Annotated in this window: 24 protein-coding genes; 12 read left to right on the forward strand and 12 right to left on the reverse strand. The window is 65.3% G+C overall.

What is annotated here, in order from left to right; all coding sequences use genetic code 11:
- The first annotated feature begins 16 nt into the window (after positions 1 to 16).
- Both WN73_RS04745 and WN73_RS04750 read left to right on the forward strand, forming a co-directional pair.
- Positions 17 to 580 carry a nitroreductase family protein gene (locus tag WN73_RS04745; protein WP_060908037.1) on the forward strand — a complete coding sequence of 188 codons (564 nt, stop codon included), beginning with the start codon at positions 17 to 19 and terminating at the stop codon, positions 578 to 580.
- A gap of 63 nt (positions 581 to 643) precedes the next feature.
- Positions 644 to 1,912 carry a serine hydrolase domain-containing protein gene (locus WN73_RS04750; RefSeq protein ID WP_271551835.1) on the forward strand — a complete coding sequence of 423 codons (1,269 nt, stop codon included), beginning with the start codon at positions 644 to 646 and terminating at the stop codon, positions 1,910 to 1,912.
- Here the strand turns inward: WN73_RS04750 and WN73_RS04755 are convergent.
- Together WN73_RS04755 and WN73_RS04760 are read right to left on the reverse strand one after the other, a co-directional pair.
- Positions 1,898 to 4,360: a putative bifunctional diguanylate cyclase/phosphodiesterase gene (locus WN73_RS04755; RefSeq protein ID WP_271551837.1), complete on the reverse strand. Its 2,463-nt coding sequence runs from the start codon at positions 4,358 to 4,360 to the stop codon at positions 1,898 to 1,900. The genes WN73_RS04750 and WN73_RS04755 overlap by 15 nt on opposite strands.
- Positions 4,361 to 5,527: 1,167 nt before the next feature.
- Entirely contained in the window at positions 5,528 to 6,379 is an 852-nt protein-coding gene (locus WN73_RS04760) for a LysR family transcriptional regulator (RefSeq protein ID WP_028175857.1), read from the reverse strand.
- A gap of 103 nt (positions 6,380 to 6,482) precedes the next feature.
- Here WN73_RS04760 and WN73_RS04765 point away from each other — a divergent pair, with 103 nt between their 5' ends.
- Positions 6,483 to 7,475, forward strand: a complete 993-nt coding sequence (locus tag WN73_RS04765) for a zinc-dependent alcohol dehydrogenase family protein (RefSeq protein WP_333937943.1) — start codon at positions 6,483 to 6,485, stop codon at positions 7,473 to 7,475.
- 58 nt (positions 7,476 to 7,533) lie between these two features.
- On the opposite strand, the gene WN73_RS04770 is transcribed toward WN73_RS04765, so the two are convergent.
- Both WN73_RS04770 and WN73_RS04775 read right to left on the reverse strand, forming a co-directional pair.
- A complete protein-coding gene (locus WN73_RS04770) occupies positions 7,534 to 7,728 on the reverse strand; it encodes a hypothetical protein (RefSeq protein ID WP_018322145.1) in 195 nt (64 codons plus the stop codon).
- 300 nt (positions 7,729 to 8,028) lie between these two features.
- Positions 8,029 to 9,012: an aldo/keto reductase gene (locus WN73_RS04775; protein ID WP_271551846.1), complete on the reverse strand. Its 984-nt coding sequence runs from the start codon at positions 9,010 to 9,012 to the stop codon at positions 8,029 to 8,031.
- 101 nt (positions 9,013 to 9,113) lie between these two features.
- Here WN73_RS04775 and WN73_RS04780 point away from each other — a divergent pair, with 101 nt between their 5' ends.
- Entirely contained in the window at positions 9,114 to 10,007 is an 894-nt protein-coding gene (locus tag WN73_RS04780) for a LysR family transcriptional regulator (protein WP_271551848.1), read from the forward strand.
- A gap of 69 nt (positions 10,008 to 10,076) precedes the next feature.
- Here WN73_RS04780 and WN73_RS04785 read toward each other — a convergent pair whose 3' ends face one another.
- Positions 10,077 to 11,150: a hypothetical protein gene (locus tag WN73_RS04785; RefSeq protein ID WP_271551850.1), complete on the reverse strand. Its 1,074-nt coding sequence runs from the start codon at positions 11,148 to 11,150 to the stop codon at positions 10,077 to 10,079.
- A 248-nt stretch (positions 11,151 to 11,398) separates the two neighbouring features.
- On the opposite strand from WN73_RS04785, the gene WN73_RS04790 reads away from it, so the two are divergent.
- Positions 11,399 to 12,427, forward strand: coding sequence for a patatin-like phospholipase family protein (locus WN73_RS04790; RefSeq protein ID WP_028175852.1), 1,029 nt, complete (start codon positions 11,399 to 11,401; stop codon positions 12,425 to 12,427).
- A 6-nt stretch (positions 12,428 to 12,433) separates the two neighbouring features.
- On the opposite strand, the gene WN73_RS04795 is transcribed toward WN73_RS04790, so the two are convergent.
- Both WN73_RS04795 and WN73_RS04800 read right to left on the reverse strand, forming a co-directional pair.
- Positions 12,434 to 12,862 carry a CBS domain-containing protein gene (locus WN73_RS04795; RefSeq protein WP_011088299.1) on the reverse strand — a complete coding sequence of 143 codons (429 nt, stop codon included), beginning with the start codon at positions 12,860 to 12,862 and terminating at the stop codon, positions 12,434 to 12,436.
- A 190-nt stretch (positions 12,863 to 13,052) separates the two neighbouring features.
- Complete coding sequence (locus tag WN73_RS04800) at positions 13,053 to 13,868, reverse strand: rhomboid family intramembrane serine protease (protein WP_060908042.1); 816 nt, start codon at positions 13,866 to 13,868, stop codon at positions 13,053 to 13,055.
- A gap of 776 nt (positions 13,869 to 14,644) precedes the next feature.
- Here WN73_RS04800 and WN73_RS04805 point away from each other — a divergent pair.
- Both WN73_RS04805 and WN73_RS04810 read left to right on the forward strand, forming a co-directional pair.
- Positions 14,645 to 15,199: a PAS domain-containing protein gene (locus WN73_RS04805; protein WP_028175850.1), complete on the forward strand. Its 555-nt coding sequence runs from the start codon at positions 14,645 to 14,647 to the stop codon at positions 15,197 to 15,199.
- 232 nt (positions 15,200 to 15,431) lie between these two features.
- Complete coding sequence (locus WN73_RS04810) at positions 15,432 to 16,223, forward strand: Crp/Fnr family transcriptional regulator (protein WP_011088302.1); 792 nt, start codon at positions 15,432 to 15,434, stop codon at positions 16,221 to 16,223.
- Positions 16,224 to 16,502: 279 nt separating this feature from the next.
- On the opposite strand, the gene WN73_RS04820 is transcribed toward WN73_RS04810, so the two are convergent.
- Positions 16,503 to 16,988: a phasin gene (locus WN73_RS04820; protein ID WP_161534463.1), complete on the reverse strand. Its 486-nt coding sequence runs from the start codon at positions 16,986 to 16,988 to the stop codon at positions 16,503 to 16,505.
- Between the two features lie 508 nt (positions 16,989 to 17,496).
- Between WN73_RS04820 and WN73_RS04825 the strand changes: the two genes are divergently transcribed.
- Positions 17,497 to 17,925, forward strand: a complete 429-nt coding sequence (locus WN73_RS04825) for a cupin domain-containing protein (RefSeq protein WP_161534462.1) — start codon at positions 17,497 to 17,499, stop codon at positions 17,923 to 17,925.
- 34 nt (positions 17,926 to 17,959) lie between these two features.
- Here the strand turns inward: WN73_RS04825 and WN73_RS04830 are convergent, their stop codons facing one another.
- Positions 17,960 to 18,766: a transglutaminase-like domain-containing protein gene (locus WN73_RS04830; protein ID WP_011088305.1), complete on the reverse strand. Its 807-nt coding sequence runs from the start codon at positions 18,764 to 18,766 to the stop codon at positions 17,960 to 17,962.
- A 199-nt stretch (positions 18,767 to 18,965) separates the two neighbouring features.
- On the opposite strand from WN73_RS04830, the gene WN73_RS04835 reads away from it, so the two are divergent.
- The gene (locus tag WN73_RS04835) at positions 18,966 to 19,379 is read left to right on the forward strand and encodes a GFA family protein (RefSeq protein ID WP_025575720.1); all 414 of its coding nucleotides are present in this window, start codon (positions 18,966 to 18,968) and stop codon (positions 19,377 to 19,379) included.
- Positions 19,380 to 19,461: 82 nt separating this feature from the next.
- Here WN73_RS04835 and WN73_RS04840 read toward each other — a convergent pair whose 3' ends face one another.
- Positions 19,462 to 19,851: a COG4315 family predicted lipoprotein gene (locus WN73_RS04840; RefSeq protein WP_161534460.1), complete on the reverse strand. Its 390-nt coding sequence runs from the start codon at positions 19,849 to 19,851 to the stop codon at positions 19,462 to 19,464.
- A 138-nt stretch (positions 19,852 to 19,989) separates the two neighbouring features.
- On the opposite strand from WN73_RS04840, the gene WN73_RS04845 reads away from it, so the two are divergent.
- Both WN73_RS04845 and WN73_RS04850 read left to right on the forward strand, forming a co-directional pair.
- Entirely contained in the window at positions 19,990 to 20,511 is a 522-nt protein-coding gene (locus WN73_RS04845) for a GNAT family N-acetyltransferase (RefSeq protein WP_161534459.1), read from the forward strand.
- Between the two features lie 124 nt (positions 20,512 to 20,635).
- Complete coding sequence (locus WN73_RS04850) at positions 20,636 to 20,938, forward strand: hypothetical protein (RefSeq protein WP_038967893.1); 303 nt, start codon at positions 20,636 to 20,638, stop codon at positions 20,936 to 20,938.
- Between the two features lie 78 nt (positions 20,939 to 21,016).
- On the opposite strand, the gene WN73_RS04855 is transcribed toward WN73_RS04850, so the two are convergent.
- Together WN73_RS04855 and WN73_RS04860 are read right to left on the reverse strand one after the other, a co-directional pair.
- Entirely contained in the window at positions 21,017 to 22,954 is a 1,938-nt protein-coding gene (locus tag WN73_RS04855) for a DEAD/DEAH box helicase (protein WP_271552084.1), read from the reverse strand.
- Positions 22,951 to 23,343 (reverse strand): hypothetical protein, encoded by a 393-nt coding sequence (locus tag WN73_RS04860; RefSeq protein WP_202633247.1) that lies wholly within the window; start codon positions 23,341 to 23,343, stop codon positions 22,951 to 22,953. Before WN73_RS04860 ends, WN73_RS04855 begins: the two co-directional genes overlap by 4 nt.
- Between WN73_RS04860 and WN73_RS04865 the strand changes: the two genes are divergently transcribed.
- On the forward strand, positions 23,336 to 23,812 hold the full coding sequence (locus WN73_RS04865; protein ID WP_246740586.1) for a hypothetical protein: 477 nt from the start codon (positions 23,336 to 23,338) through the stop codon (positions 23,810 to 23,812). The two genes, WN73_RS04860 and WN73_RS04865, sit on opposite strands and share 8 nt — an antisense overlap.
- Positions 23,813 to 23,909: the final 97 nt, after the last annotated feature.

Here is a 23,909-nt window from a genome sequence, read left to right on the forward strand (position 1 = left end):
CATGAGAGAGACGCCCGTGCCCGACGCCATCGAACTCCTGAAGACCCGCCGCTCGGTCAAGCCGCGCGAGATGACCGGGCCCGGCCCTTCGGAGGCCGAGCTCGAGACGATCCTCACCATCGGCGCGCGCGTGCCGGATCACGGCAAGCTCGCGCCCTGGCGCTTCATCATTTTCGAAGGCGATGCGCGCCAGCGTGCCGGCGAGGTGATTGCGAAGGTCTTTGCGCGGAAGAATCCCGGCGCGCCGGCGGCCGATGTCGACATCGAGCGGAAACGGCTCACCGATGCCCCGCTCGTGATCGGCATCGTCAGCTTCACCAGGCCGCATCCGAAGGTACCGGCCTTCGAGCAGGAACTGTCGGCGGGCGCCAGCGCCATGAACATCGTCACGGCCGCGACCGCGCTCGGCTACGGCGCATGCTGGCTGACCGGCTGGTTCTCGTTCGACCGCGACGTGCTCGACGGCCTCGGCCTCAAGCCGGACGAAAAGCTCGCCGGCTTCATCCATATCGGCACGCCGACCAAGCCGAGCGAGGACCGTCCGCGACCGTTCCTTTCGGAAATCGTGACACGATTTTGATCGATGACATGTTGACGCCCTGAATATCTTGCGGCTTTGATCCCGGCGAGGGAGGGAGCCCAGATGAAGCGGCGTGAATTTCTGGTCGGAGCCGCGCTGCTCGCCGGCACCATGGCGCGAAGCCGGGCCGCCGATATCCCTGCACCTGCGCCCGAAGGGCTCGACCGCATCACGGCGTTCTTCGACAGCGAAGTGACGAGCGGCCGGTTGCCGGGCGCCGTGATCATGGTCCAGCAGCACGGCAAGCCGGTCTATCTGAAGACATTCGGCGTGCGCGACGTCAGGACGGGCCTCGCCATGACGCCGGATACGATCTTCGCCATCCACTCGATGACCAAGCCGATCACCTGCCTCGGCGCGATGATGCTGATCGACGAGGGCAAGCTTGCGCTTACCGATCCCGCATCGAAATACGTCCCCCTCTTCGCCGGCACCAAGGTGGGACTGGAGGTCACCGAGCCGGACGGCAAGCTGGAGCTGGACCTCGTGCCCCCGGTCCGTCCCGTCAACATCGAGGATCTGCTGCGACACACCTCGGGCATCAGCTACGATTATATCGGCGGCAAATGGGTCGAGCAGGCCTACAAGGCTGCCAACATTTTCGAGGATCCCTTCAACAACAGGAAATTCGCCGATCGCATCGCAAAATTGCCGCTGGCACGGCAGCCGGGAACGCTGTGGCGCTATGGCCATTCCACCGACGTGCTCGGCGCCATCATCGAGATCATCTCGGGCCAGACCCTGTACGACTTCCTGAAGCAGCGCATCCTCGACCCGCTCGGCATGAGCAGCACCAAGTTTGCACTCGCGACGGGAGACGAACTGGCTCGGATGGCGCGGCCGCTGCCGAACGATTACATCCTGCTCGCCGCCGAGCGCGACCGGCTCGACCATCCCGAATGGCAGTCCGGCGGCGGCGGCCTGCTCTCGACCATCACCGACTATCAGCGCTTCTCGCAGATGCTGCTCAACCGCGGTGAGTTCGAGGGCAGGCGTTACCTCAGCCCGGCCGCCTTCAAGGCCATGACGACCGATCACGTCGGTCCCGGCTCCGGCGTCGGACGCGACTATTTCTATTTCCCGGGTGACGGCTTCGGCTATGGCTACGGCCTTGCGGTGCGCACCGATCCCGGCAATGCGAAGCCGCCGCCCCCGGGCTCGATCGGCGAGTTGAAATGGGACAGTGGCAGCGGCACCTATTTCGGCGTCGATCCCAAGCTCGACATGGTCTACCTGATGATGCAGCAGACCCAGAACGAACGCAGCCGCATCACGCCCGCCTTCAAGGCGCTGGTCTACGACTGCTTTCCACCCGCGTTACGCCGCCCGTGAGGCGCGCTGGCCGAAATCGGCCAGCAGCTTTTCGATCTCGGCGGCGGGCCGCGCCGCGCTGAACAGAAAGCCCTGCACCTCGTTGCAGCCTTCGGCGCGCAGCCAGTCGAGCTGGTCCTCGGTCTCGACGCCCTCCGCAGTCGTGGTGATGTTGAGGCTGCGGCCGAGCCCCGAGATCGCACGCACGATCGCGACGCAATCGGGCCGCTGCGCCAGGTCCTTGACGAAGGAGCGGTCGATCTTGATCTTGTCGAAGGGGAAGCTGCGGAGATAGCTGAGGCTGGAATAGCCGGTGCCGAAATCATCCATGGAGATGCCGACGCCGAGCTCGCGCAGCTGATGCAGGATCGCGAGATTGGCATCGGTCTCGGCCAGGAAGATCGACTCGGTGATCTCCAGTTCGAGCCGCTTCGGCGACAGGCCGGACTGCGCCAGCGCCGAGATCACGACCTGCACCAGGTTGCGGCTGCGGAATTGCGCCGGCGACAGATTGACCGCGACCTTGACGTCGACGGGCCATTTCACCGCCTCGCTACAAGCCTCGCGCAGCACCCATTCGCCGAGCTGGGTGATCAGGCCGATGTCCTCGGCGACCGGGATAAACTCCGCCGGCGAGATCATGCCCTTGTCGGGGTGACGCCAGCGCAGCAGCGACTCGAAGCCGGAGATGCGGTCGGAGGCGATCGACACCAGCGGCTGATAGTGCAGCTCGAACTCGCCGTTGGCGAAGGCGCGGCGCAGATCGAGCTCCATGTCGCGGCGCTTCTGCGCCTGGAGGTCCATCTCGCGCTCGAAGAAGTGGTGCACGCCGCCGCCGTCGGACTTGGCCCGGTACAGCGCCATGTCGGCGTTGCGCATCAACTCCTCCGACGTCACGCCGTCGCCGGGCGACAGCGCGATTCCGATGCTGGCGCCGATCACCATCTCCTGGCCGTCGATCTCGTAGGGCGCCTTCAGCATGTCGATCAACAGCGTCGCGCAGGCGCTGGCCTCGTTCGGCGAGACGTCGGCCGCCAGGATCACGGCGAACTCGTCGCCGCCGAGCCGGGCTGCGAGATTGGCGCCGCGGACCGCGGTGGTCAGGCGCTCGGCGACCTCCTTCAACAGGCGGTCGCCCGCCGGATGCCCGAAGGAATCGTTGATGTTCTTGAACAGGTCGAGATCGATGTAGAGCACGCCGACCCGCTTTCCGCCGGCCTGGTCGAGCGCCTGCTTCAGGCGCTCCTGGAAATATTCGCGGTTCGGCAGGTCGGTGAGCCCGTCGTGGTGCGCCATGTGGGCGATGCGCGCCTCGGCCTTGCGCCGTTCGGTGATGTCGACCACCGCGACCAGATAGCCGTCGCGGTCGTCGAAGGCCACGCGGCGGCCGAAGGTGAGCACCTCGATCTCGCTGCCGTCGGCACGCAGGTGCCGCCAGTTGCGCGAGGAATGATAGGTGTCGCCGACACGATCGAGCGCTTCGGCGTGGCTGTCCCACTCGTCCTCCGGCCAGATCTCGTGCAGCTTCATGCGCAGGAAGGCGGCACGGCTGTAGCCGTAATGCTGGACCGCGGCATCGTTGACGCCGAGGAACTGCTTGGTCTCGGCGTCGAACACCCACATCGGCATCGGGTTGTTGTCGAACAGCAGCCGGAACGAGGCGTCGCGCCGTTTCAGCGCGGTGACGTCGGAGATCGTCAGCGAGAGCACGTCGGCGAAGGCAGTGGCGCTGAGCCGGAGATGCCGGCCATCGTGCTCGATCTCGAGCTGTTCGCCGCGGCCGCCGCGGACGGCCTTGAGCAGGAATTCCATGATGTCGGACGCAGCCAGCAGGGTGTTGCCCTCGCCGATCCGGCGCCACAGCAGGCCGGCACTCGCGACCTTCAGCAGCGTGGCGGCGCTCTGGTTGTGATGCACGATCTGGAGATCGAACGGCTTGCCGCCGGCATCGCGCAGCGTCGCCAGCGAGATCACCGCGTCGTCGGTCGAGGCGAAAATCGCATCGAGCAGATTGTATTGCGTGCCGCGCTCGTTGACATAGGCGCCGACCAGCGTCGCGCCCCAGCGCGAGGCGGTCGGCAGCGCCAGCACATCGTAGGTCCTGACCATGCCGTCGCGCACGCAATGCGCGCTCGCCTGGTGCGGCCGTCCGTTCGCAAGCGCGCTCGCCGCCGCTTCCGACAGCGCCGTGGCGCAATCGGGCGAGAGCTCGGCGACGGGGATGTCCCAGCGCTCCTCGCCGAGCCATTTCTGCACGTAGCGTCCGCTGCGCGATAGCTCGAGCGCACCGTCGTTCTTCAGCAGTGCGATATGGTCGGCGAGCCGGCCGAGGCTGCCGAGCATCACGTCCTCGTAGCGCGGCAGCCGTTCGCCCGGCTTCAACGCGGCGCGCCATTTGCGCTGAAGCACCGGGATGTCGTCAAACATTTCGGCGGCCGGTTTTCCCAGCATCTTCTTCGCGGCACTCATCGCAGTCCCCAACGCACTTTCCGAGCGCATCCAATGCAGGTGCACTTAACGGCGTGTAAAGAGCGCGCGGGCGCGGGTTCCATTCGGCGATTATGACAGTTTTAAGTCAGGCGTTGGTTAGTAGCCGTTAGAGACTATGACGGTTTTGTTTTTGCGGGCTGCGCGATGAGATGGCGATAGCGTCGCGCCACTCTCAGTGTCGTCCTGCCGAAAGCCAGGACCCATACCCACCGAACTTGGTTGCTGCGAACGCTGGTGGCCACATCGCGCTTCGGCAACGCCGACCGGGGTAATGGGTCCTGGCTTTCGCCAGGACGACATTGGAGAGGTGTGTACAAACTGCATCACCACCGTCATTGCGAGCGCAACGAAGCAATCCAGACTGTCACCGCGGAGGGATTCTGGATTGCTTCGCTGCGCTCGCAATGACGGAGTGTGGGTGACAACGTCGCTCTTTCAACTCGCATTCCCATCGCAGACACACCTTCACCCTCTCGCGGCTCATCTCGCCCGAGCTTTGCTTCGTCACTTCACCCTCAGATGAAAGAGAGCGCAGGGAAGGCCGGGAGCCGGTTGGCTCCCATCGACCGCCATGCGAGATGCAGATTGCGCTACGATGCACAGCGGGTAACAGGGCAACCGGAGACATCCCGGCCTTCCCTGCGCAATGGTTGGAACGGCTTATGTCGTGCTCTCCCCGGGGAGCGATGCACTATTGCCCCCGTCGCCCTGCGGATGGCTGACGCGCGCGGTCCGGTCGGGCCGCACACATCACCGCAGAACTTGGCGCACAGACCCCGGGCGCCAGGACGACACGATTTGGCCGTACGCCGATCACACCGGTCGTGCGCGCGAGGTCTCCGCTCACAGTCGCCTGCCCTGCGAAGTCGATCGCGCCGATGTGACCCACGTCCACCGCCGCCCGGCCCGCGTTCGTGACGATCGCGATACGCCCCTCTTCCTTGGGCCGGAGTGAGGCGACACATACGCCGTTTCCGAATTTCGGTAAAGTGGAATATTTTCGACGATGGGCGTTGACCCGCATCTTGCGTGTTTTGCCCGACGGGCAACGCAAGGTCTTGTAGCCCGGGCGAGCTAAGCGACATCCGGGATTCTCGATCACCACCGGTCCCGGGTATCGCTTCGCTCACCCTGGCTACGAGACCATCACCCCGCCAGCCGCTCGATCACAAGGTCGAGCATCGCGCGCAGGCGGCCAAGGCGCTTGAGGTCGCGGTGATAGCCGACGAAGGTGTCGCGACCGGGCGGCGTCGAGCCGATGTCGAGCGCGACGAGGCGGCGGTCGCGGTCGCCGAGCGGACGCGGCAGCACGGCCAATCCACCGCCGCCGGCGCAGAGTTCGGCCTGCGCCTGGCGGTTATTGCTGCGCGAGGCGATTTCCGCCCTCGGCAGCACGCGCTTCAGCCACACTGCATCGGGCATGTCGGCGAATTCTGCGTTCATGGTGACGACGCGGACGCCGCTGCCGTCGCCGGCGCGCGGCGGCTTGCTGCCCTTCTTGTCGTAAAGCGCGTAGGGAATGTGAAGCAGCTTTCGCGAGATCACCTCGGGTTCACTGAACGGCTTGATGCGGAAGACGAGATCGGCCTCGCGGCGCGGCAGGCTGTAGAGGCGCGCGTCGGTCAGGAGCTCGACAGTCACCTTGGGGTGACGCTTGCCGAAGGCCGCGATCACCGGCGAGAGCATCACCGTCCCGAACCAGTCCGACGACGAGAGGCGCAGCAAGCCGTCGAGCTGCGTCTCCGCGCCGGTCGCATGCCGCTCCAACGCGAGCGCCTCCTCCTCGATCCGCTCGGCATGCCGCAGCACGGCGGTGCCCTCGTCGGTGAGGACAAAGCCGTCGGCGGTGCGCTGGAACAGTGTCTGGCCAAGCGCCGTCTCGAGCGCGCGAAGCCGCCGGCCCATCGTCGGCTGGGTCTGACCGATCTTTCGCGCGGCAGCGCCGAGCGTACCCTCGCGGGCAATCGCGAGGAAGATGCGCAGATCGCTCCAGTCCATCAAAACCATCCCATACACAAATGCACGACAACCGTACATCTTCGTTTCTTTCCATGCAAAAAATAATGGGCATATTGGAGGCCGACAACGGAGCAAGACGATCATGACCGGACACTCGACCATGCGCGCAAGCGTCCTGGAGGCGTACAACGCACCGCCGCGCGTCTCACAGATTTCCACGCCGGAGCTTGGCACCAATCAGGTGCTGGTCCGGGTGCGCGCGAGCGGGACCAATCCACTCGACACCAAGATCCATGCAGGCTCCGCGGCGCATGCGCGCCATCCAATGCCTGCTATTCTCGGCCTTGATCTCGCCGGCGTCATCGAACGCACCGGGCGCGACGTCACGCGGTTCAAGCCGGGCGACGAGGTCTACGGCATGACCGGAGGCGTCGGTGGTGTGCCGGGATCGCTCGCCGAATTCGCGAGCGTCGATGCCGATCTGCTGGCAACCAAGCCCGCCAATCTCAGCATGCGCGAGGCGGCCGCCCTGCCCCTGATCTTCATCACGGCCTGGGAAGGCCTGATCGACCGCGCCTCGCTGAAGGCCGGCCAGAAGGTGTTGATCCATGGCGGTGCGGGCGGCGTCGGCCATGTCGCGATCCAGATCGCGCATGCGTTCGGAGCAAACGTGTTCGCGACGGGCTCAGCGTCGCAGCGCGCCACGATAGAAGGCTTTGGCGCCGTCTTCATCGACCGCGACATCGCGGTTGAGACTTACGTTGCGCAGCACACCGGCGGGCGCGGCTTCGACATCGTCTACGACACCGTTGGCGGCAAGGTGCTCGATGCCTCCTTCGCAGCCGTGCGCCGCTTCGGTCATGTCGTGAGCGCGCTCGGCTGGGGCACGCATGCGCTGGCACCGCTGTCGTTCCGCGCTGCCACCTATTCCGGCGTGTTCACACTGCTGCCGCTGCTGACAGGCGAAGGTCGCGCGCATCACGGGGAGATCATGCGCGAGGCAACACGCCTGGTGGAGGCCGGCAAGCTCGTGCCGCTGCTCGATGCAAGGCACTTCACGCTGGAGAGCGTTGGCGACGCCTACGCACTGATCAGGGATCGTGCTGCGAAGGGCAAGCTGGTCGTTGACGTCTGAGGTTGGGCTCGTAGCCCGGATGGAGCGCGCGTGTCCGGGCCACGGAACGACGGTCGCGCTAGTCCTCGCTGGACGCGGCCGAGCGGTTGCGCAAATAGGCCTGCGACAACAGGAAGAACAATGCGCGCTCGCCATGATATTTGGCGGACGGCCGGGTGCGCTCGAAGCCGTCGGCAAATATCTTGCCGGACTGGTCGCACACCTGCCATCGCCAGCCAAACCGCTTACGCCTGGTGAGGATCACTTCGAACATACCGACGGGCTTGGTCCCTGCTCCTGCCGGTCTCGCAAGCGCACACGCCTGCTCCGGCCTCCCCCATTAGACGGATGCCCGACATATAACGCAGCAGGATGGAAAGAGAATAAAATTGATTATCGGAAATGCGTATCTTGCACCGGCTGTGACGAAGTCGCGACGCCCGTGGAATAAGCCGATGTTTGCGGTGTTTTGCGGCCGCTCGGGCGCCTGATAGCGCTGACAGAGGTATTCAAATCAGAACACAGGACGAGGACGCCCGGTAAGCGAACGCTCACCGGGCGTTCATGCACGATGTCAGCGGCCGACTCGCGCCTGGAGATGCGCAGGATAGCGATCGCCCTGCACCGCCACCTTGGCCAGCACGGCCGCGATGGCAGCGAGATCCGCATCCGACAGCGTCACCGCGGCCGCGCCGACATTCTCCTCGAGCCGGTGCAGCTTGGTGGTGCCGGGGATCGGCACGATCCACGGCTTCTGCGCCAGCAACCAGGCGAGCGCGATCTGCGCCGGCGTCACTTTCTTCGCTGTTGCGATCTCGCCGAGCAGATCGACCAGCGTCTGGTTCGATTTTCGTGCGCTGGATGAGAAGCGCGGTACGATGTTGCGGAAGTCGCTCTTGTCGAACGTCGTGCTCTCGGTGATCGCGCCGGTCAGGAAGCCCTTGCCGAGCGGGCTGAAGGGAACGAAGCCGATGCCGAGCTCTTCCAGAGTCGGCAGGATCTCCTGCTCCGGCTCGCGCCACCACAGCGAATATTCGCTTTGCAATGCGGTCACGGGCTGCACCGCATGGGCGCGGCGGATGGTCTGCGCGCCCGCCTCCGACATGCCGAAATGCAGGACCTTGCCGTCGCGAATCAGGTCCTTCACCGCGCCAGCGGTGTCCTCGACCGGCACATCGGGATCGACGCGGTGCTGATAGAACAGGTCGATGCGGTCGGTCTTCAGCCGCTTCAAGGCAGCCTCCGCCACCGCCTTGACGTTGGCGGGCCGGCTGTCGAGCCCGTCTTCGACCTTGCCGCCCTTGAAGCCGAACTTGGTGGCGATCACGACCTTGTCGCGGAATGGCGCCAGCGCCTCGCCCAAAAGCTCCTCGTTGATGAAGGGGCCGTAGGCCTCGGCGGTGTCGAAGAAAGTCACGCCGCGCTCGAAGGCGGTCCTGATCAGCGCGATCGCCTGCGAGGTCTCCGTCGCCGGACCATAGCCATAGCTCAGTCCCATGCAGCCGAGGCCAAGCGCCGAGACCTCCAGACCACTCTTGCCCAGTTTACGCATCCGCATCGCAGCTCTCCTTGAAATCACGTTCGGCTGCGAATTTAGGTCGCGCGCGAGCCTGCGATTAGGTGATAAAACCGGCATGTACTCATGATCCGGATTCATGAATGGCCCGCACCAACGTCAACGACCTCCTCGCCTTCCTCGCGGTCGCCCGCGAGCGCAGCTTCACCCGCGCGGCCGCCCAGCTCGGCGTTTCGCAATCCGCGCTCAGCCACACCGTGCGCGCGCTGGAGGAGCGGCTCGGCCTGCGGCTGCTCACCCGCACCACCCGCAGCGTCGCACCGACGGAAGCCGGCGAGCGCCTGCTGCGCAATATCGGACCGCGCTTTGCGGAGATCGACGCGGAGCTGTCGGCGCTGACCGCGCTGCGCGAGACGCCGGCCGGCACCGTCCGGATCACCACCGGCGAGCATGCGGCACAGACCATCCTGTGGCCGACGCTCGCCAGGCTGTTGCCGCGCTATCCAGATATCAAGGTCGAGCTCGTCGTCGACTACGGCCTCACCGACATCGTCGCCGAGCGTTACGATGCCGGCGTGCGGCTCGGCGAGCAGGTCGCCAAGGATATGATCGCGGTGCGGATCGGGCCGGAGATGCGCATGGCGGTGGTGGGCGCGCCGGCCTATTTCGCCGCACGCGGCAAGCCGAAGCAGCCGCAGGATCTCACCGAGCACAATTGCATCAACCTCCGCCTGCCGACCTATGGTGGGCTCTATGCCTGGGAGTTCGAGAAGCGCGGCCACGCCATGAAGGTGCGGGTCGACGGCCAGCTCGTGTTCAACACCGGCCTGCTCAGGATGAATGCCGCGCTGGCGGGGCTTGGTCTTGCCTATATTCCGGAAGATCTGGTGAAGCGGGAGATCGCCGACGGGCGGCTGATCCGCGTGCTCGCCGACTGGTGCGCGCCGTTCGCGGGCTATCACCTTTATTACCCGAGCCGGCGGCAGCCGACGCCGGCGTTTGCCGTGCTGGTGGAGGCGTTACGGTATCGGAAGTGAGGGGCCGCGCAGACGGTGTGCTCCCCCCGCAAGCGGGGAGAGGCGAAGTAGCCGCACCGGTCGGGCTAATTAGCGCGCGACGACTTCCACTTCGCCGTCGACGCCGTTGACGACGTTGAAGCCGCGCTCGTAGACCTTGCCCTCGTTCTTGGCGATGGCGCGGTATTCGCCTTCGGAGAGCACGACGCGCGGGAAGGCGCCGATCGATTCCTTGATGACGTCGCCGCCGGGGGTCAGAACCGACCAGGCGGTGTTGGCGAGGGCCTCGCCGCCCCTGTCGCTGACGAGCTTGAGCGTGATCACTGCGGCGCGATGGGTGATGGTGACGTCGGTGAGCTTGCCGGCCTGGACGCGAATGTCCGAGCGCACCACCGAGTTGGCATCGCCATAGTTGGAGATGATGTAGTAGGTGCCCTCCGGCAGCAGCACGACGTCGCCGGCCGCGACGTTCGGCACCAGCGAGGCGCGCTCGCCGGACTCGAACTGGCTGCCCTTGTAGATCGCGAACGAGATCTGGTTCTGCGGGATGCGGCTGGTGCCGACGCGGCCTTCGATGCGCAGGCCGCCTGCCGGCAGCACGAAGGATTCGCGGTCGGTCTCGGCCTTCAGGCTGACGGTGCGCACCGCGCTGACGAGCCCGAAGGCGACGTGCACGACGTAATTGCCGGGCGGCAGCACGATGTTGGGCGTCGCGTTGCGGTCCTCCCGGATCAGCTTGAACGTGCCGTTCTCGTCGGGACGGTCGGCGAAGACACGCCAGACCAGGCCGCTGGTGATCGGGGCCGAGTCTTTGCCGTATTTTGCGGTCAGCGACAGCACACCCTGTCCCGGCGCCGCCGCATTGAGCGGCGCGGCCGGCGGCACGGTCGTGACCGCGGGGGGCGGCATGCTGGGGGAAATCGGCTGGGTCAGGGTCGGCGGCAGGCTGGGGGGAGCCGCCCCCGGCCCGGAGGGCGGCGCCAGGCTGACGGCGCCGCCGGGGTCGGGCACCGATGCGGGGGGCACCGGCGGCGGCCGATCGGAGAAAAGCTGCGCCTGGGCAACACCTTGCCCCAGGATGACGAGGCACACGGCAAGGATCAGCGCCGGCAGCAGCGATACGCTGCGCCGCCATCCGATGATGCCGTCACCCCCGATAGTCATGCCACCTGCTTTTCACCGAAAACGCGGCAAATTCAAGCCTCTGAAGCCCCAGGAAATACGGCCCCGCCACGGTTTGATGGAACCTGGTTGACGCCTGCGTGATTAGACAGGAGGCAACCGCCCCTCGCCATACTCCTGCCCAGCGCCCTTTCCAAAGCGGCATAAACCATGCTTCGCCCCGGTTCTGGCGCACAGCAGGTGCTATGCCTAGTCTGGTGGTGCGGCTGGCCACGCGTAGGAGAGTTTTGGTGCTGGACAGATTGAAGGGCCGCGGAGCGAATGGCTCGAACAGCGAGAAGATCGGCCTCGGCAGCATCCGTCGGCCGGTCATTGGCCTTGCCCTTGGCGGCGGCGCAGCGCGCGGCTTCGCCCACATCGGCATCATCAGGACCCTGCTCGCCAACGGCATCGTGCCCGATGTCGTGGTCGGCACCTCGATTGGCGCCGTGGTCGGCGGCCTCTACGCGTCCGGCAAGCTCGATACGCTGGAGGAGTGGGGCCGCGGTCTGCAAGGCATGCGCAACATCCTTGGTTATCTGGACATCCGCCTCAACGGCTCCGGTCTGATCGGCGGCGAGAAGCTGGCGACCCGGCTCGAGGCAGCGTGCGGCCAGACCTTGATCGAGGACCTTCCGATCAAGTTCGCCGCCGTCGCGACCGAGGTTCGCACCGGCCACGAGATCTGGCTGACACGCGGCCGCGTGGTCGACGCGATGCGCGCCTCCTACGCCCTGCCCGGCATCTTCTCACCCGTGCTGATCGGCGATCGCTGGCTGGTCGACGGCGCGCTGGTGAATCCGGTGCCGGTCTCCGCCGCCCGGGCGCTCGGCGCTGAAATCGTCATCGCTGCAAATCTTTCCAGCGACATCTTCACCTATTCGACGACGGTCTATTCGCACGGCGCGGCACCCGGACCGGCCGCACCTGCGGCCGAAGAGACGACGCCAAAACGGCGCTTCCCGAGATTCTTCTCGCCTGAGAAGACGGTGAAGCGCGAGTTCTTCGGCGGTGGGGACCGGCCCGGCCTCTCCTCGGTGATGGTCGATGCCTTCAACATCATGCAGGACCGCATCACCCGCGCCCGCCTCGCCGGCGATCCTCCGGACCTGCTGATCACGCCGCGGGTCGGCCAGTTCGGCTGGTTCGACTTCCACCGCACCGACGACCTCATCGCATTGGGCACCCGCGCCGCCGAGCGTGCGCTGGACTCGATCCAGGAGGCGATCCACGCGCTGGCGCCGCCGCCCGAGGGCGCGGCGCCCAAAGCCGGCGAGTGACGGCGGTCAGGCCGTCTTGATGTAGTCGCGCAGGGCTTCCTGCTCGGACTCGTATTCCTGGACGCGGCGCTTGACGATGTCGCCGATCGAGATCAGGCCGACCACCTTGCCGTTGTCGATCACCGGCAGATGGCGGAACTTGCCTGTCGTCATCGTCTCCATGAGCTCGGCAACCGTGTCGGTCTCCTTGCAGGTCACGACCTTGCGGGTCATGACCTGGGAGACCGGCTCGTCCAGCGCGCCGGCGCCGCGCTCGCCGATCACGCGCACGATGTCGCGCTCGGACAGGATGCCTTCCAGCCGGCTCTGGTTCATCACCAGCACCGCACCGATCTTCTTCTCACCGAGCAGCTTTATCGCGGCGGCCAGCTTGGCGTCGGGCTCGACGCTCATGATCTGGTGGCCCTTGGTGTTGAGAATGGAACGTACCGTCATTGTCGCCTCCCTGAATCGGAGCCGTCCGCCTTTTGGCAGTCGGGACTAGTTCCTCGAGTCTTCAACTAACAGTTTTAGCGCCGGTTTCACGCTCAGGCGCTTTACGAAGCAAAGCCGCTACCCGCTTGTCGCTTCGGAACATTCTTCACGTGAATGATGGATGAATTCGGGCCGCGCCGCAAGCGCCGCTTCAAATACGGTCTGAAACGTCCTGTGATGACGCATCCGCAGCATCGCTTCGCACGCGCGGTACCGGATCGAACAGCGCGAACAGCAACAGGCCGGCGAAGAAGCCGCCGATATGCGCCTGCCAAGCGACGCTCGTGGTCTCGGCATCGACCCCGATCGCGCCGACGCCGAAGATGATGTTGACGCCGAACCACACCGCGAGGAAGCCGACCACCCGCCCGTCGCGCAGCGCGCGCGACAGCGGTAGGGCTGGAACCTTTGCGGCGGTATCGGCGTCCGAACGGCTGAACGACAGGAAGCTGCCGCGGACGAAGGCAAAGCGGATCGCCGCCGCCATCGCGCCCGACACCGAGGCCGAAGCGCCGATCATCGGCGCCACCGCATGCTCATGGGTGACGAGATGGGCGAGCGCGCCGGCCGCCGCCGTCACCGCGAGAAAGAGGAAGAACCTGATCGCGCCAAAACGCCGCGCCAGCGCGCTGCCGAACGGCAGCAGCCACAGCACGTTGAAGCCGAGATGGGTCAGATTGGCGTGCAGCAGCGAATAGGTGACGAAGCTCCAGACCTTGGCGCCGGCGCCGCCCGGGATCTGCAGGTTGAGCAGCGAGGAATCGTAGCGCTTCGGGATGAAGCCGAAGACGTCGATGGTCCAGTTCTCCAGTTCCGGCGGCAGCAGCACCCGCAGATGGATCAGCGCCAGCAGGACGATATAGGCGGTCAGCGCGAACGGCAGCGTCAGGATCGGCTCGCGCGGAGCCGCCTCAACAAGGGCCGGCACGTCCGGCTGAGCATCGTGCGAATCTTGCGGGGAATCCAAGGCGGCTTCGCTTTCAGGCGCAATCGGAGCGATACGCTTGGAGATAGTCGCCTTTGCCGGCCTCGCGCAAGTGCACAAAAGGAAATCGTGAAGAGGGCTCGTCTCGAACCGAGCGAGGCACTGGGTCCCGGCTCAGCAGTGCATCGCTAAGGCGCTGCCCTGCGTCCGGGACACGGAGCCTTAGCGATCCGGACCGATCTCGTGTCCCGGACAAGGTGCGGCACGAAGTGACGCGCCGCCGAGCCGGGAGCCAGATTGGCAGCGGGTTCGAATTGCACAACTTTAGGTAGCTGCAACGATCTGCCTCACGCCCATGCAAACCGCCTTCTTCGTCTATATCCTCGCGAGCAAACGAAACGGCCTGCCCTGCGTCCGGGGCACGAGAGAGTGTGCCTGAGAAAGGAAAAGGCAGGGCCCTGGGAAAGCCCTGCCTGTCCGTGTCGGACTTCCGGTACCCCCAGGGATTAAGGTGTATCCCCACCCCTCCCCGCGGCCCGTGACCAAACTGTTTGACGCCTGTGTACAGGCCCCGCCGAGAACCTGGAGAAAAGCGGCGAGGCTTGCGACCGCGGTCACCATAGCAGCGCTGCGGGAGGCGCAAAGCGCATAGTTAATTTAACGTTAACAACGCAAAGACCGGCTTAACAGGCGTGAAAGCGCCCCTGCGGCATGGACGCTGCAAATCCCCTCCTGCACAACAACAGAAGGGATCGCGGGTGCACTGAAGCGGGACAGGTCTGTCCCACATGGTGTGGCCCCGGGGTAAGCGTTCAGTCATGAAACATCCGTCGAGCCGCGCATTCTTCGCGTATTGGGACAAGAAGCGCGGCGCTGCGCGGGCCCCCGACCGGGCCGACATCGACCCGGCCGCAGTCCGCGGCCTGCTCGGTGACATCTTCGTGCTGTCCTGCGAACAAAACCTCGGGTTTCCGTTCCGCGTCGCCGGCACGCGCGTCTGTGCGCTCGCCGGGCTCGACCTCAAGGACCAGAGCTTTGCGGCGCTGTTCACTGAGGCCAGCCGCAGCGAGATCGGGGAGATCACGACTGTCGTCGCCGACGAGACGCTCGGCGCCATCGCCGGCGTCACCGCCGCGCGCGAGGACGGCAGCAAGGCGCATCTCGAACTGTTGCTGCTGCCTTTCAACGCCCGCCCGCACACCCCCGTGAGCGTGACCGGCGTGCTCGCCCCCTTCGACGACGAATGCGGCGCGCTTGGCCCGTTCACCCTCACCTCCTGGCGCTATCTGCACCAGCCGGAGAAGCTACTGCCGCGCGCCATCCGCAAATTGCAGATCGCACGCGGACTGATGGTGTATGAGGGGTTGCGGTAGGAGCAGCCCTCGTGTCGCGCGCGCAGTCTTTGCAAACGGCCGACCAAGTTTTCAGCGCGCGAGTCGATTGAAGGTCAGACCGCGTCGGCGCGCGGCGCGCGATCCGTTATTGGAACCTTACCTGCCGAAGTGCGTTTGTCCACTTGCCGTGGCAAGTGTCGGCGCGGCAACGCGGCTCGGCCGGTGACGATGCTTTCGCCCGCCGCCGAGCCTCCGTCGAGGGGCTACTCCCGTGATGGAGCGCGCGACAAGAGTTGGTAATCGCCTGTTAGCTGCGTTACCGCCGGCCGACTTCGCTTTGCTTGCACCGCATTTACGGAAAGTACCGCTCCTGCACGACGCAGTGCTCGTTCGATCGGGCGACCGGATCGAGCACCTTTACTTCCCCTGCAGCGGCGCGATCGCCCTCATCATGGAGTTGCCGAACGGACAGACGGCCGCAACCGCGGTGATCGGCAACGACGGCGCCGTCGGACTCATGACGGCGCTCGGCCCCGTCCGATCTCCCCTGACGGCGGTTGTCCGCGTGGCCGGGACCGCACTGCAGATCTCACCCGCGCGATTTCAAGCGGCGCTCGAACGCAGTCCCGCCATCGCAAACGCGGTTCAGATTGTCACCAGGGCGATGATGACGCAATTCCTGCACGTCGCGGCCTGCAACGCGCTGCACTCCGTCGAAGCGCGCCTCGCCCGCTGGCTGCTTCACATTCACGACCGGACGGATGGCGGTGACATCCTGCCCCTGACCCAGGAGACGCTGTCGGAACTGCTCGGCGTCCGGCGCACCACGGTCACGCACGTCGTGAGCGCACTGCGAGCATCAAGGGCCATCAAATCCAATCGGCGCGGCCAGCTCGAGATCGACAGGCAACGGCTCGAGGTCGTCGCTTGCGAATGCTACAAGGTGATGAGCCGCAGGATCGATCGGATCGTGTCGCAGGATGCGGTAAGGCTCCTTCACGCCGCGCCGGCGCGGAATGGCTGCCCGCCCCCGGACTTCCCGTTCGCCAAGACCGACTCGTAGACCCAGGCCTCCCTGGCGAACCACTCGTGCGTCGCCGCGCACATCCGGCAATAGGTGCGCGAGAAAAAGACCGCGCTGCAGCGAAACTTGTCGCTATCCACCTCGATGCCTGTCGGAATAGCGCTCCCCGTTTCCGGGCACTTGATCATCACCATACCCATCCCTGATTTCCCTCCAGCTTGGCATCACCTCACGGCGAGGCTGGCCGCCATCGGCTGGACGGCGTCTCTTCTCGCGAAGACGCTCGTCCAGCCGATCCACGTGGCCAGTAGCTTCGATTCAAGCAGCCCTATGCAGAACCCGGTTGAAGCTGTTCTTGATCGGCTCGGCCGCCTCGGTCGCGACCTTCTGGGCCAGATCCCAAAGCTCCCGATTCTGGGCGGAAGCCGCTTCAAAGGTCTTGCGACCGTGGGCGGTGGAGAGGTTCACGAGGTCCGCAAACGACCTCGCATCCGCAAGCTGGGAGAAGAATTCCAGCGCGGAGCTGGTATTGGCGTTGGATATTTCGATGACCTTGGTGCCGTAATCGGCGGAACGCTTGGCACTGGTCGAACAGGCGTCGCAGAGTGCCGCGGTAATCTCCTCGGACGTCACCTTCATCTGCTCGAAATTTGCCTTGGCCCGTGTCGCGGCCGGCGCGGCGAGATCGCCGAAGATCGCCTGGATGTTGAAAAACGGCATGTCGAACTTGAGCTTTGTATTTCCGTTCGCCGTCCCATTCAGCGGAGCGGCTTTCGTCTCGACTTTCATATCGGCATCACTCACGGGCTTTCATCCTTTCAAGCGAAACTAGATGATGGATTGAAGACTCCCCGACGCGTCCAGGTGCGTGCTGCAACGGGACGCCACTGCCCCTACTTTCACGATGGAGGGATGCTGCTGCGGATATTCCGCTCTCGCCCCCTGCCGGAGCCAACTATGGCCGACGACAATCGACGCTTCGGTTCGCTTTCGGACTCTCGCTTTGAATTTATTCGAATATTGCGACGAAGCGGCGCAGCGAGAATCCTGCGCCCTTAAAGTTGCGGCAATTGCATGCGCCAACTTCAGATCAGCGCCGGCGAGCTATTCAGAGGCGTCGATCCCCGGAGCCGTTTGAGCCGGAATGTTCTACCGCCTGCGCAGCCGGCAAGTTGGCCTGCAACGGACCCTGTGCGACAAATTGGCCGGTCTACGCGGGCTGATGGTGTATGAAGGGCTGCGGTAGATTTCGTTTCGACGCGAGCGAGCGCCACAATCTCGATGCAGCCTCTCTCACCTGGACGAAGCAGCCATGCCCGACATCATCAATTTCGGTACGCTCGAGCTCCGCTTCCTGCACAGCAAGGACGACACCGGCGGCAGCGTCGACATCTTCGAAATGACGTTGCAGCCGAATGCGCGGATGCCGATCCCGCACTATCACGACCGCTGGGACGAAACGATCTACGGGCTGTCCGGCGTCTCGACCTGGACGATCGACGGCCAGCAGACCGATGTTGGCCCCGGAGCCTCAGTCTTCATCAAGCGCGGCATCGTGCACGGCTTTACCAACCGTTCGACGGGGCCTGCGACATGCTTGTGCATCCTGAGCCCCGGGGTGCTGGGACCGCAATATTTCACCGAGATGGCAGCGCTCCTGTCGGCCGGCGCGCCACCCGATCCCGTGAAGATGAAAGAGACAATGCTGCGCTACGGACTGGTGCCGGCGCCGGCTGCGTGAGCCAAGCTCGCCGGCGAATGGAAATGACCGAGCATCATGCGATCTCGTCGGTCCAGACCTTGAAGCTGACCAGCTCGTTCGGGCCGAAGGTCTGCGTGATCGGAACGTCGCAGGCATCGCGCCCCTGAGCGATCAGGACGCGGCCCTGCCGCGGCACGTTGTTGCGCGGGTCGAAAGTGTGCCAGCGCCCGCCGATGAAGGCCTCGAACCAGCCGGCGAAATCGCCCACCGCCCAAGGCTGCGGCGTGCCGACGTCGCTCAGATAGCCGGTACAATACCGTGCGGGAATGTTCATGCAGCGGCAGAACGCAATGGCGAGGTGGGCATAGTCGCGGCAGACGCCCTTGCCCTCCTGGTATGCCTCCCACGCCGTCTTGGTCGCGCGCGCATGCTCGTAGCCGAAAGCGATGTGGCCGTGAACGAAATCGCAGATCGCCTGCACCCGCGCCCACCCCGGAGGCGTCTTCTCGAACAGCTTCCAGGCGATCTCCGAGAGCCGGTCGGTCTCGCAGTAGCGGCTGCCGAGCAGATAAACCAGCGTATCGGAAGGCAGCTCTTCGATCCTGTGCTGAACCGCCGACGCAACCACGGGATCCGGCAGGCCGCTGTCGCGAACAACGCCATCTGCTGCAAGGCGCATGCGACCGGCCGGCGCGACCATGCGGCTGCACCAATTGCCGAACATGTCCCGATAGGGCGTGATCTCGACCGCAGGCGTGGTGGTCAGGAAGTCCGGCACGATGACATCGGAGGCGCGCGTGAAATGCGTGCCCAGCACCATGATCATCGGAGTCGGTTGCGGGAAATCGTAGAGCATTTCGAATCCGACACGGAATTTCATTCGAAATGCCTTTTTGCTGGGTGTCATCTCGAAATGGCGATGAATCCGCCGATTGCAAGGCATGCAGGCGAACTTGCGCGTGCTCCGCGCCATCATTGCACTTCGCGCCCGGGCTGGCGAGTTCGTTTTGACAGCTTCACCGGCGCGGCCCGCGCGGCTAAGCTGTGCGCTCCAAAAGGATTTGATCTATGGGAAGAGCATGCTGACCGGAAGTTGCCTATGCGGCGCCGTTGCGTATGAAGTGGATGCGGAGCCCGCGCCCTTCGTGCATTGCCATTGCCAGACCTGCCGCAAGACGCACGGCTCGGCGTTTTCCAGCGTGATGCCGGTGCCGCGCGCGGCGTTCCGGTGGGTGCGCGGCGACGAGCTGCTCGCCGCGTTCGAGTCCTCGCCCGGCAAATTCCGCCGCTTCTGCACCCGCTGCGGCTCGCACATCATGGCGGAACGGATCGCGCAGCCGAACGTGCTGTTGCGCATGGGATGCCTGGATACGCCGGTCGCGGGCCCCGCGCGCGCTCACATCTGGCGCTCGGACGCGGCAAGCTGGTACGACCCCAAGGACGCGACGCCGGAACTGCCGGAAGCGGCCGCCAGCCCTCCCCCGGCGCGATAGAGTCCGTCGCGCGACACGCCGCCTGCGCTATCGGGCCGGACATCGCGTGCCACGGCGATCCCCGGCCCGTGCTGTCAATCGCTCACGGCATCGCCAGATGCCAGGCGCCGTTGAGGAAACCGTCGCCGGCGATGTCGCCGGGCTTGGTATCTTTGGCGAAAGTATAGAGCGGCTTGCCCTTGTAGGCCCATTGCCTGGAGCCGTCGTCGCGCGTGATGATGGTGTAGCCGTCGCCGGCGGCATCGCTGGCCTCGGCCTTCAGCACCGGCCAGTTCGTCGCACACGGACCGTTGCAGGCCGACTTGCCGTCCGCGTCCTTGTCGAAGGTGTAGAGCGTCATGCCCTTGGCGTCAGTGAGCACGCTGCCCTTGTCGGTCTTGCCGGTTTTCGTCGGCGGCGCGGCGAACGCGGCGGGAATGATTGCGAGCGACACGGCGAGCGTGAGCGCAAGGCGGATCGGGGATGTCGTCATGATCTCTCCTGTCATGCAATTGGCTTGCATGGGTAGGACGCCGCGCGAGCCGTCGTATTCCTTTGAGCGCGGCAAAGAAATTTTTCGCTGCACGCATCATTGCGCCGGAATAAACTGGAATGAGTGAGACGGACCGACATGAGCAAGCTGCATTGGCGTCCCGCGCACGCCTCCGACCTGCCCGCGATCGGCGCGATCGCAGCGCGCATCCATCCTGGTCTGCCTGAACGCCTCGAGGTGTTCGCGGAGAAGATGCGGCTCTATCCTGATGGCTGCCGTGTGCTCATAGCGGACGACGAGATCGCCGGCTACGGACTCTCGCATCCCTGGCGGCGGTCCCGGATTCCGCCGCTCGACGGATTCCTCGAACGCCTGCCCGATGACGCGGATTGCCTCTATGTGCACGACGTCGCCGTGCTGCCGGATCATCGTGGCGGCATAGCGCGTGCCTATGTCGAAACGATCGAGAACCTGGCGCGCGCGTCGGGCATCGCGACCCTCGCCCTGGTCTCGGTCTACGCCACGCGACCGCTGTGGGAACGTTTCGGCTTTCGGCCCGTTACGGCGGATGCGGAGCTGCGCGCAAAGCTCGAATCCTACGGCGCCAGCGCGACCTACATGCTCCGCGATCTCACGGAGCCGTCGAGCGCCGGCACATGAGCTCGCCGTCCGATTCCCCGCTCACGCGGGCGTGAAGCCACCGGCTCGAACCGGTTTCGATCAGATTCCGTCGAAGGTTCGTGCGAGCCGTTCCGGTCTCGCCGACCCGAGGCTGGAGAATTTCATGAGACTCTCATTGTCGAAAGTTGCTTTCATTGCATGCGTTGCGGCGACCGCGTTCACGGCGACCAGCGCCAACGCGGTGCAGTTGCGGACCTATGGCTGCGACACGGCCTTCTTCGAGGGCTGCGCCGGCTTTGTCGAAGTGCCGCAGCAGCAGGCCGGACGGCGCGTCGTTCGCCTCACTCACGATACCTCGCCGATCTACATGAAGCAGACCGACCCTCGCTACAATTCGGCTATGCGTGATGCCGGCGGCGGTGGTGGTGGCGGAGGCGGCGGCGGTGGTGGCGGCGGCGGCCGCTAAGCCCACCCGATCTTGCGGGAACGCCGCTGGTTCGTGCCAGCGGCGTTCATTCGTTCGGGCCAGGACACGCGGGGTACTTCAGCCCCGATGCTTCTTCTTTGCCTTCTTTCCGGGCGCGCCCTTCACAGGCCACGCAGTGACCGCAGGCGGCTGTCCGGCGTGGCCGGGCTTGTTCTTATGCTTCTTTTTCTTCCCGAAAGCAGAAGCATCGTCGAATTTCGGCCCGCGCTCGCCGAAAGCCTTGCTGCGCGGCTTGAATCCCGCCTCGCGCGGGCGATCGTCGCGACGTTCACGATGATCACTGTCGCCGCTCTCGCGCCGAGGCGGCTTTGACCGCTCTTCCGAAGGCGCTTGCCGCTGCGGCGCATCCGCCATCGGTTCGAGGCGGATATTATCTTCCTTGTCCGGACGCTTGATCTTGGCAGCGAAGGAGTCCGCGACCCGCTCGGAAATTTCGAACTCGGTCGTCGTGTCCATGATCTTGATGGCGCCGATGTCGCTCTTGTCGATGCCGCCACGACGGCAAATCATCGGCAACAGCCAGCGTGCCTCCGCATTCTTCCTTCGTCCGATGTTGGCCCGGAACCAGACGCTGCCCTCCGCCATGCCGTGCTTCGGCGACGATTTCCCCGATTTGGGGCGGACTCTTTCGGGGCGATCATCGCCGCCCTGGGCCCGGACATTGTCGCGACCGCGATCGTCACGCGGCCGGCCAGCCCGCTCGCCGGGATCGATGATGTCTTCGGGCGACGGGAGCCGCGCGCGATAGAGCCGCGCCAGCGCCGCGGCGATATCCTCGGGCGACCGTTCGGCCAATAGCGCCTGCGCCAGCACCAGATCGTCGGCGGTCGTCTCCTCGGTGAAGAGCACGTCCTTCATGCGCTCGTGATCGAGCTTGCGGATCTCGTCCGCCTGGGGTGCCGTTCCCCAGACCGCGTCGATGCCTGAGAGATTGAGCAGCAGCTCCGCACGCCGCCGCCGTGCGGGCGGCACCAGCAGGACACTCGTGCCCTTTCGCCCCGCACGGCCGGTACGGCCCGAGCGATGCTGCATGACTTCGGCGTCGTTGGGCAGATCGGCCTGGATGACGAGGTCGAGGCTCGGCAAGTCGATGCCGCGGGCGGCGACGTCGGTTGCCACGCAGACGCGGGCACGCCCGTCCCTAAGCGACTGGAGCGCCAGGGTCCGCTCGTTCTGCGTCAATTCGCCCGATAGCGCGACGACGGAGAAGCCGCGCTCCAGCAGTGCCGCCTGCAAATGCCGGACGGCATCGCGCGTGCTGCAGAACACCAGGGCGCTCGGCGCCTCGAAGAAGCGCAGCACGTTGACCACCGCGTGCTCGACATCGGCGGGAGCGATCCGGATCGCGCGATACTCGATATCGGCGTGACCGCCTTCGTCGCCCGCGACTTCGATCCGGAACGCCTGCTGCTGATACTGCTTGGCCAGCGCGACGATGCCGCGCGGAAAGGTCGCCGAGAACAACAGGGTGCGGCGCGTCTCCGGCGTGGTCTCGAGGATGAACTCCATGTCCTCGCGAAAGCCGAGATTGAGCATCTCGTCGGCCTCGTCGAGGACGACGGCCTTCAATTCGGAGATGTCGAGACGGCCGCGGCGCAAATGATCGCACAGCCGGCCCGGCGTGCCGACGACGATGTGCGCGCCGGCGGCCAGCTCGCGCTGCTCGCGCCGCGGATCCATGCCGCCGACACAGGAGACGACGCGCCCGTCAGCATGCTCGTACAGCCAGGCCAGTTCGCGCTGAACCTGCAAGGCAAGCTCGCGGGTCGGCGCCACGATCAGGGCGAGCGGCGCGCCCGCCCGCTCGAACCGCTCGATGCCATCAAGCAGATCCTTGGCCAGGGCCAGTCCGTAAGCGAGGGTCTTGCCGGAGCCGGTCTGGGCCGAGACCAGGAGGTCGCGGCCTGCGGCCTCCTCGGTGAGCACGGCGAGCTGAACGGGGGTCGGACGGTCGTAGTTGCGCTCGGCCAAAGCTCGGGCGAGCGGCGGACTCATGGTCGGGAATGACACGGGATAAACCTTGGTTGGTCCAGGCGCGGAACGTCGAGCCGCGCGACCTGAAGCTGCGTGCTCGGCAAATGGTCCGGCCGCACGCGTGGTGATTTGATTTGGACGCTCTTTACGCCAAGCGCGGGCAAATCACCATGCCTATGACGCATGGCTTTGGCGACATCGCGAATAAGCTTACCGGCGGTCCGACCTACTACATGCAGCGTTTCCGGGCCGTTTTGCTGCATATAGTGAGCTTTTGCTCCAAAGCGGCTGATTTTCGCGGCCGCCTCGCTTAAATTGTGCGCGATTGGACGTGCCGGGAATGCGCGCATGATCTCTTCCATCAAACGCACCTGCGGCGATTGCACGCTCTGCTGCAAGGTGATGGCCATCGAGGCGCTGGCCAAGCCCGCGAATGCCTGGTGCCGGCATTGCAAGCCCGGCCGCGGCTGCGCGATCTACGCCGAGCGGCCGGCCGAATGTGAGAACTTCGCCTGCCTGTGGCTGGTCAACGATCTCCTCGACGAGCGCTGGAAGCCGAGCCGGTCGAAGCTGGTCCTGACCACGTCCGAGGATGGCATCGAAGTCCGATCCGACCCGGGCTTTCCCGACGCCTGGCGCAAGCAGCCCTTCGCCGACGACATCCGCGCATGGGCGGTCGAAGGCGAGACCAGCAACATGACGGTGGTCGTGATCGTCGGCCAGCGCATGATCCTCGTCACGCCGGATCGCGAATTCGATCTCGGTGTCGTGGGGCCCGATGAGCGGATCGTGCGGGAGCTGGAGGGCACGAAGGTGGTGGGTGCGGCGGTGGTGAAGGAAAGCGAGATCGATACGGGGAGCGGCGCCCCGCCGACTTAGCCGGCGCCCCTTGGATCTCGCCAGCCAGGATCACGCGATTGACCGGATGCAAGTCTTGTCGCGCCCGCCACTTGATCCCAAATCGTGCCTCACGAGA

Source organism: Bradyrhizobium sp. CCBAU 45394, from assembly GCF_028128655.1.
Taxonomy (GTDB): Bacteria; Pseudomonadota; Alphaproteobacteria; order Rhizobiales; family Xanthobacteraceae; genus Bradyrhizobium; species Bradyrhizobium diazoefficiens.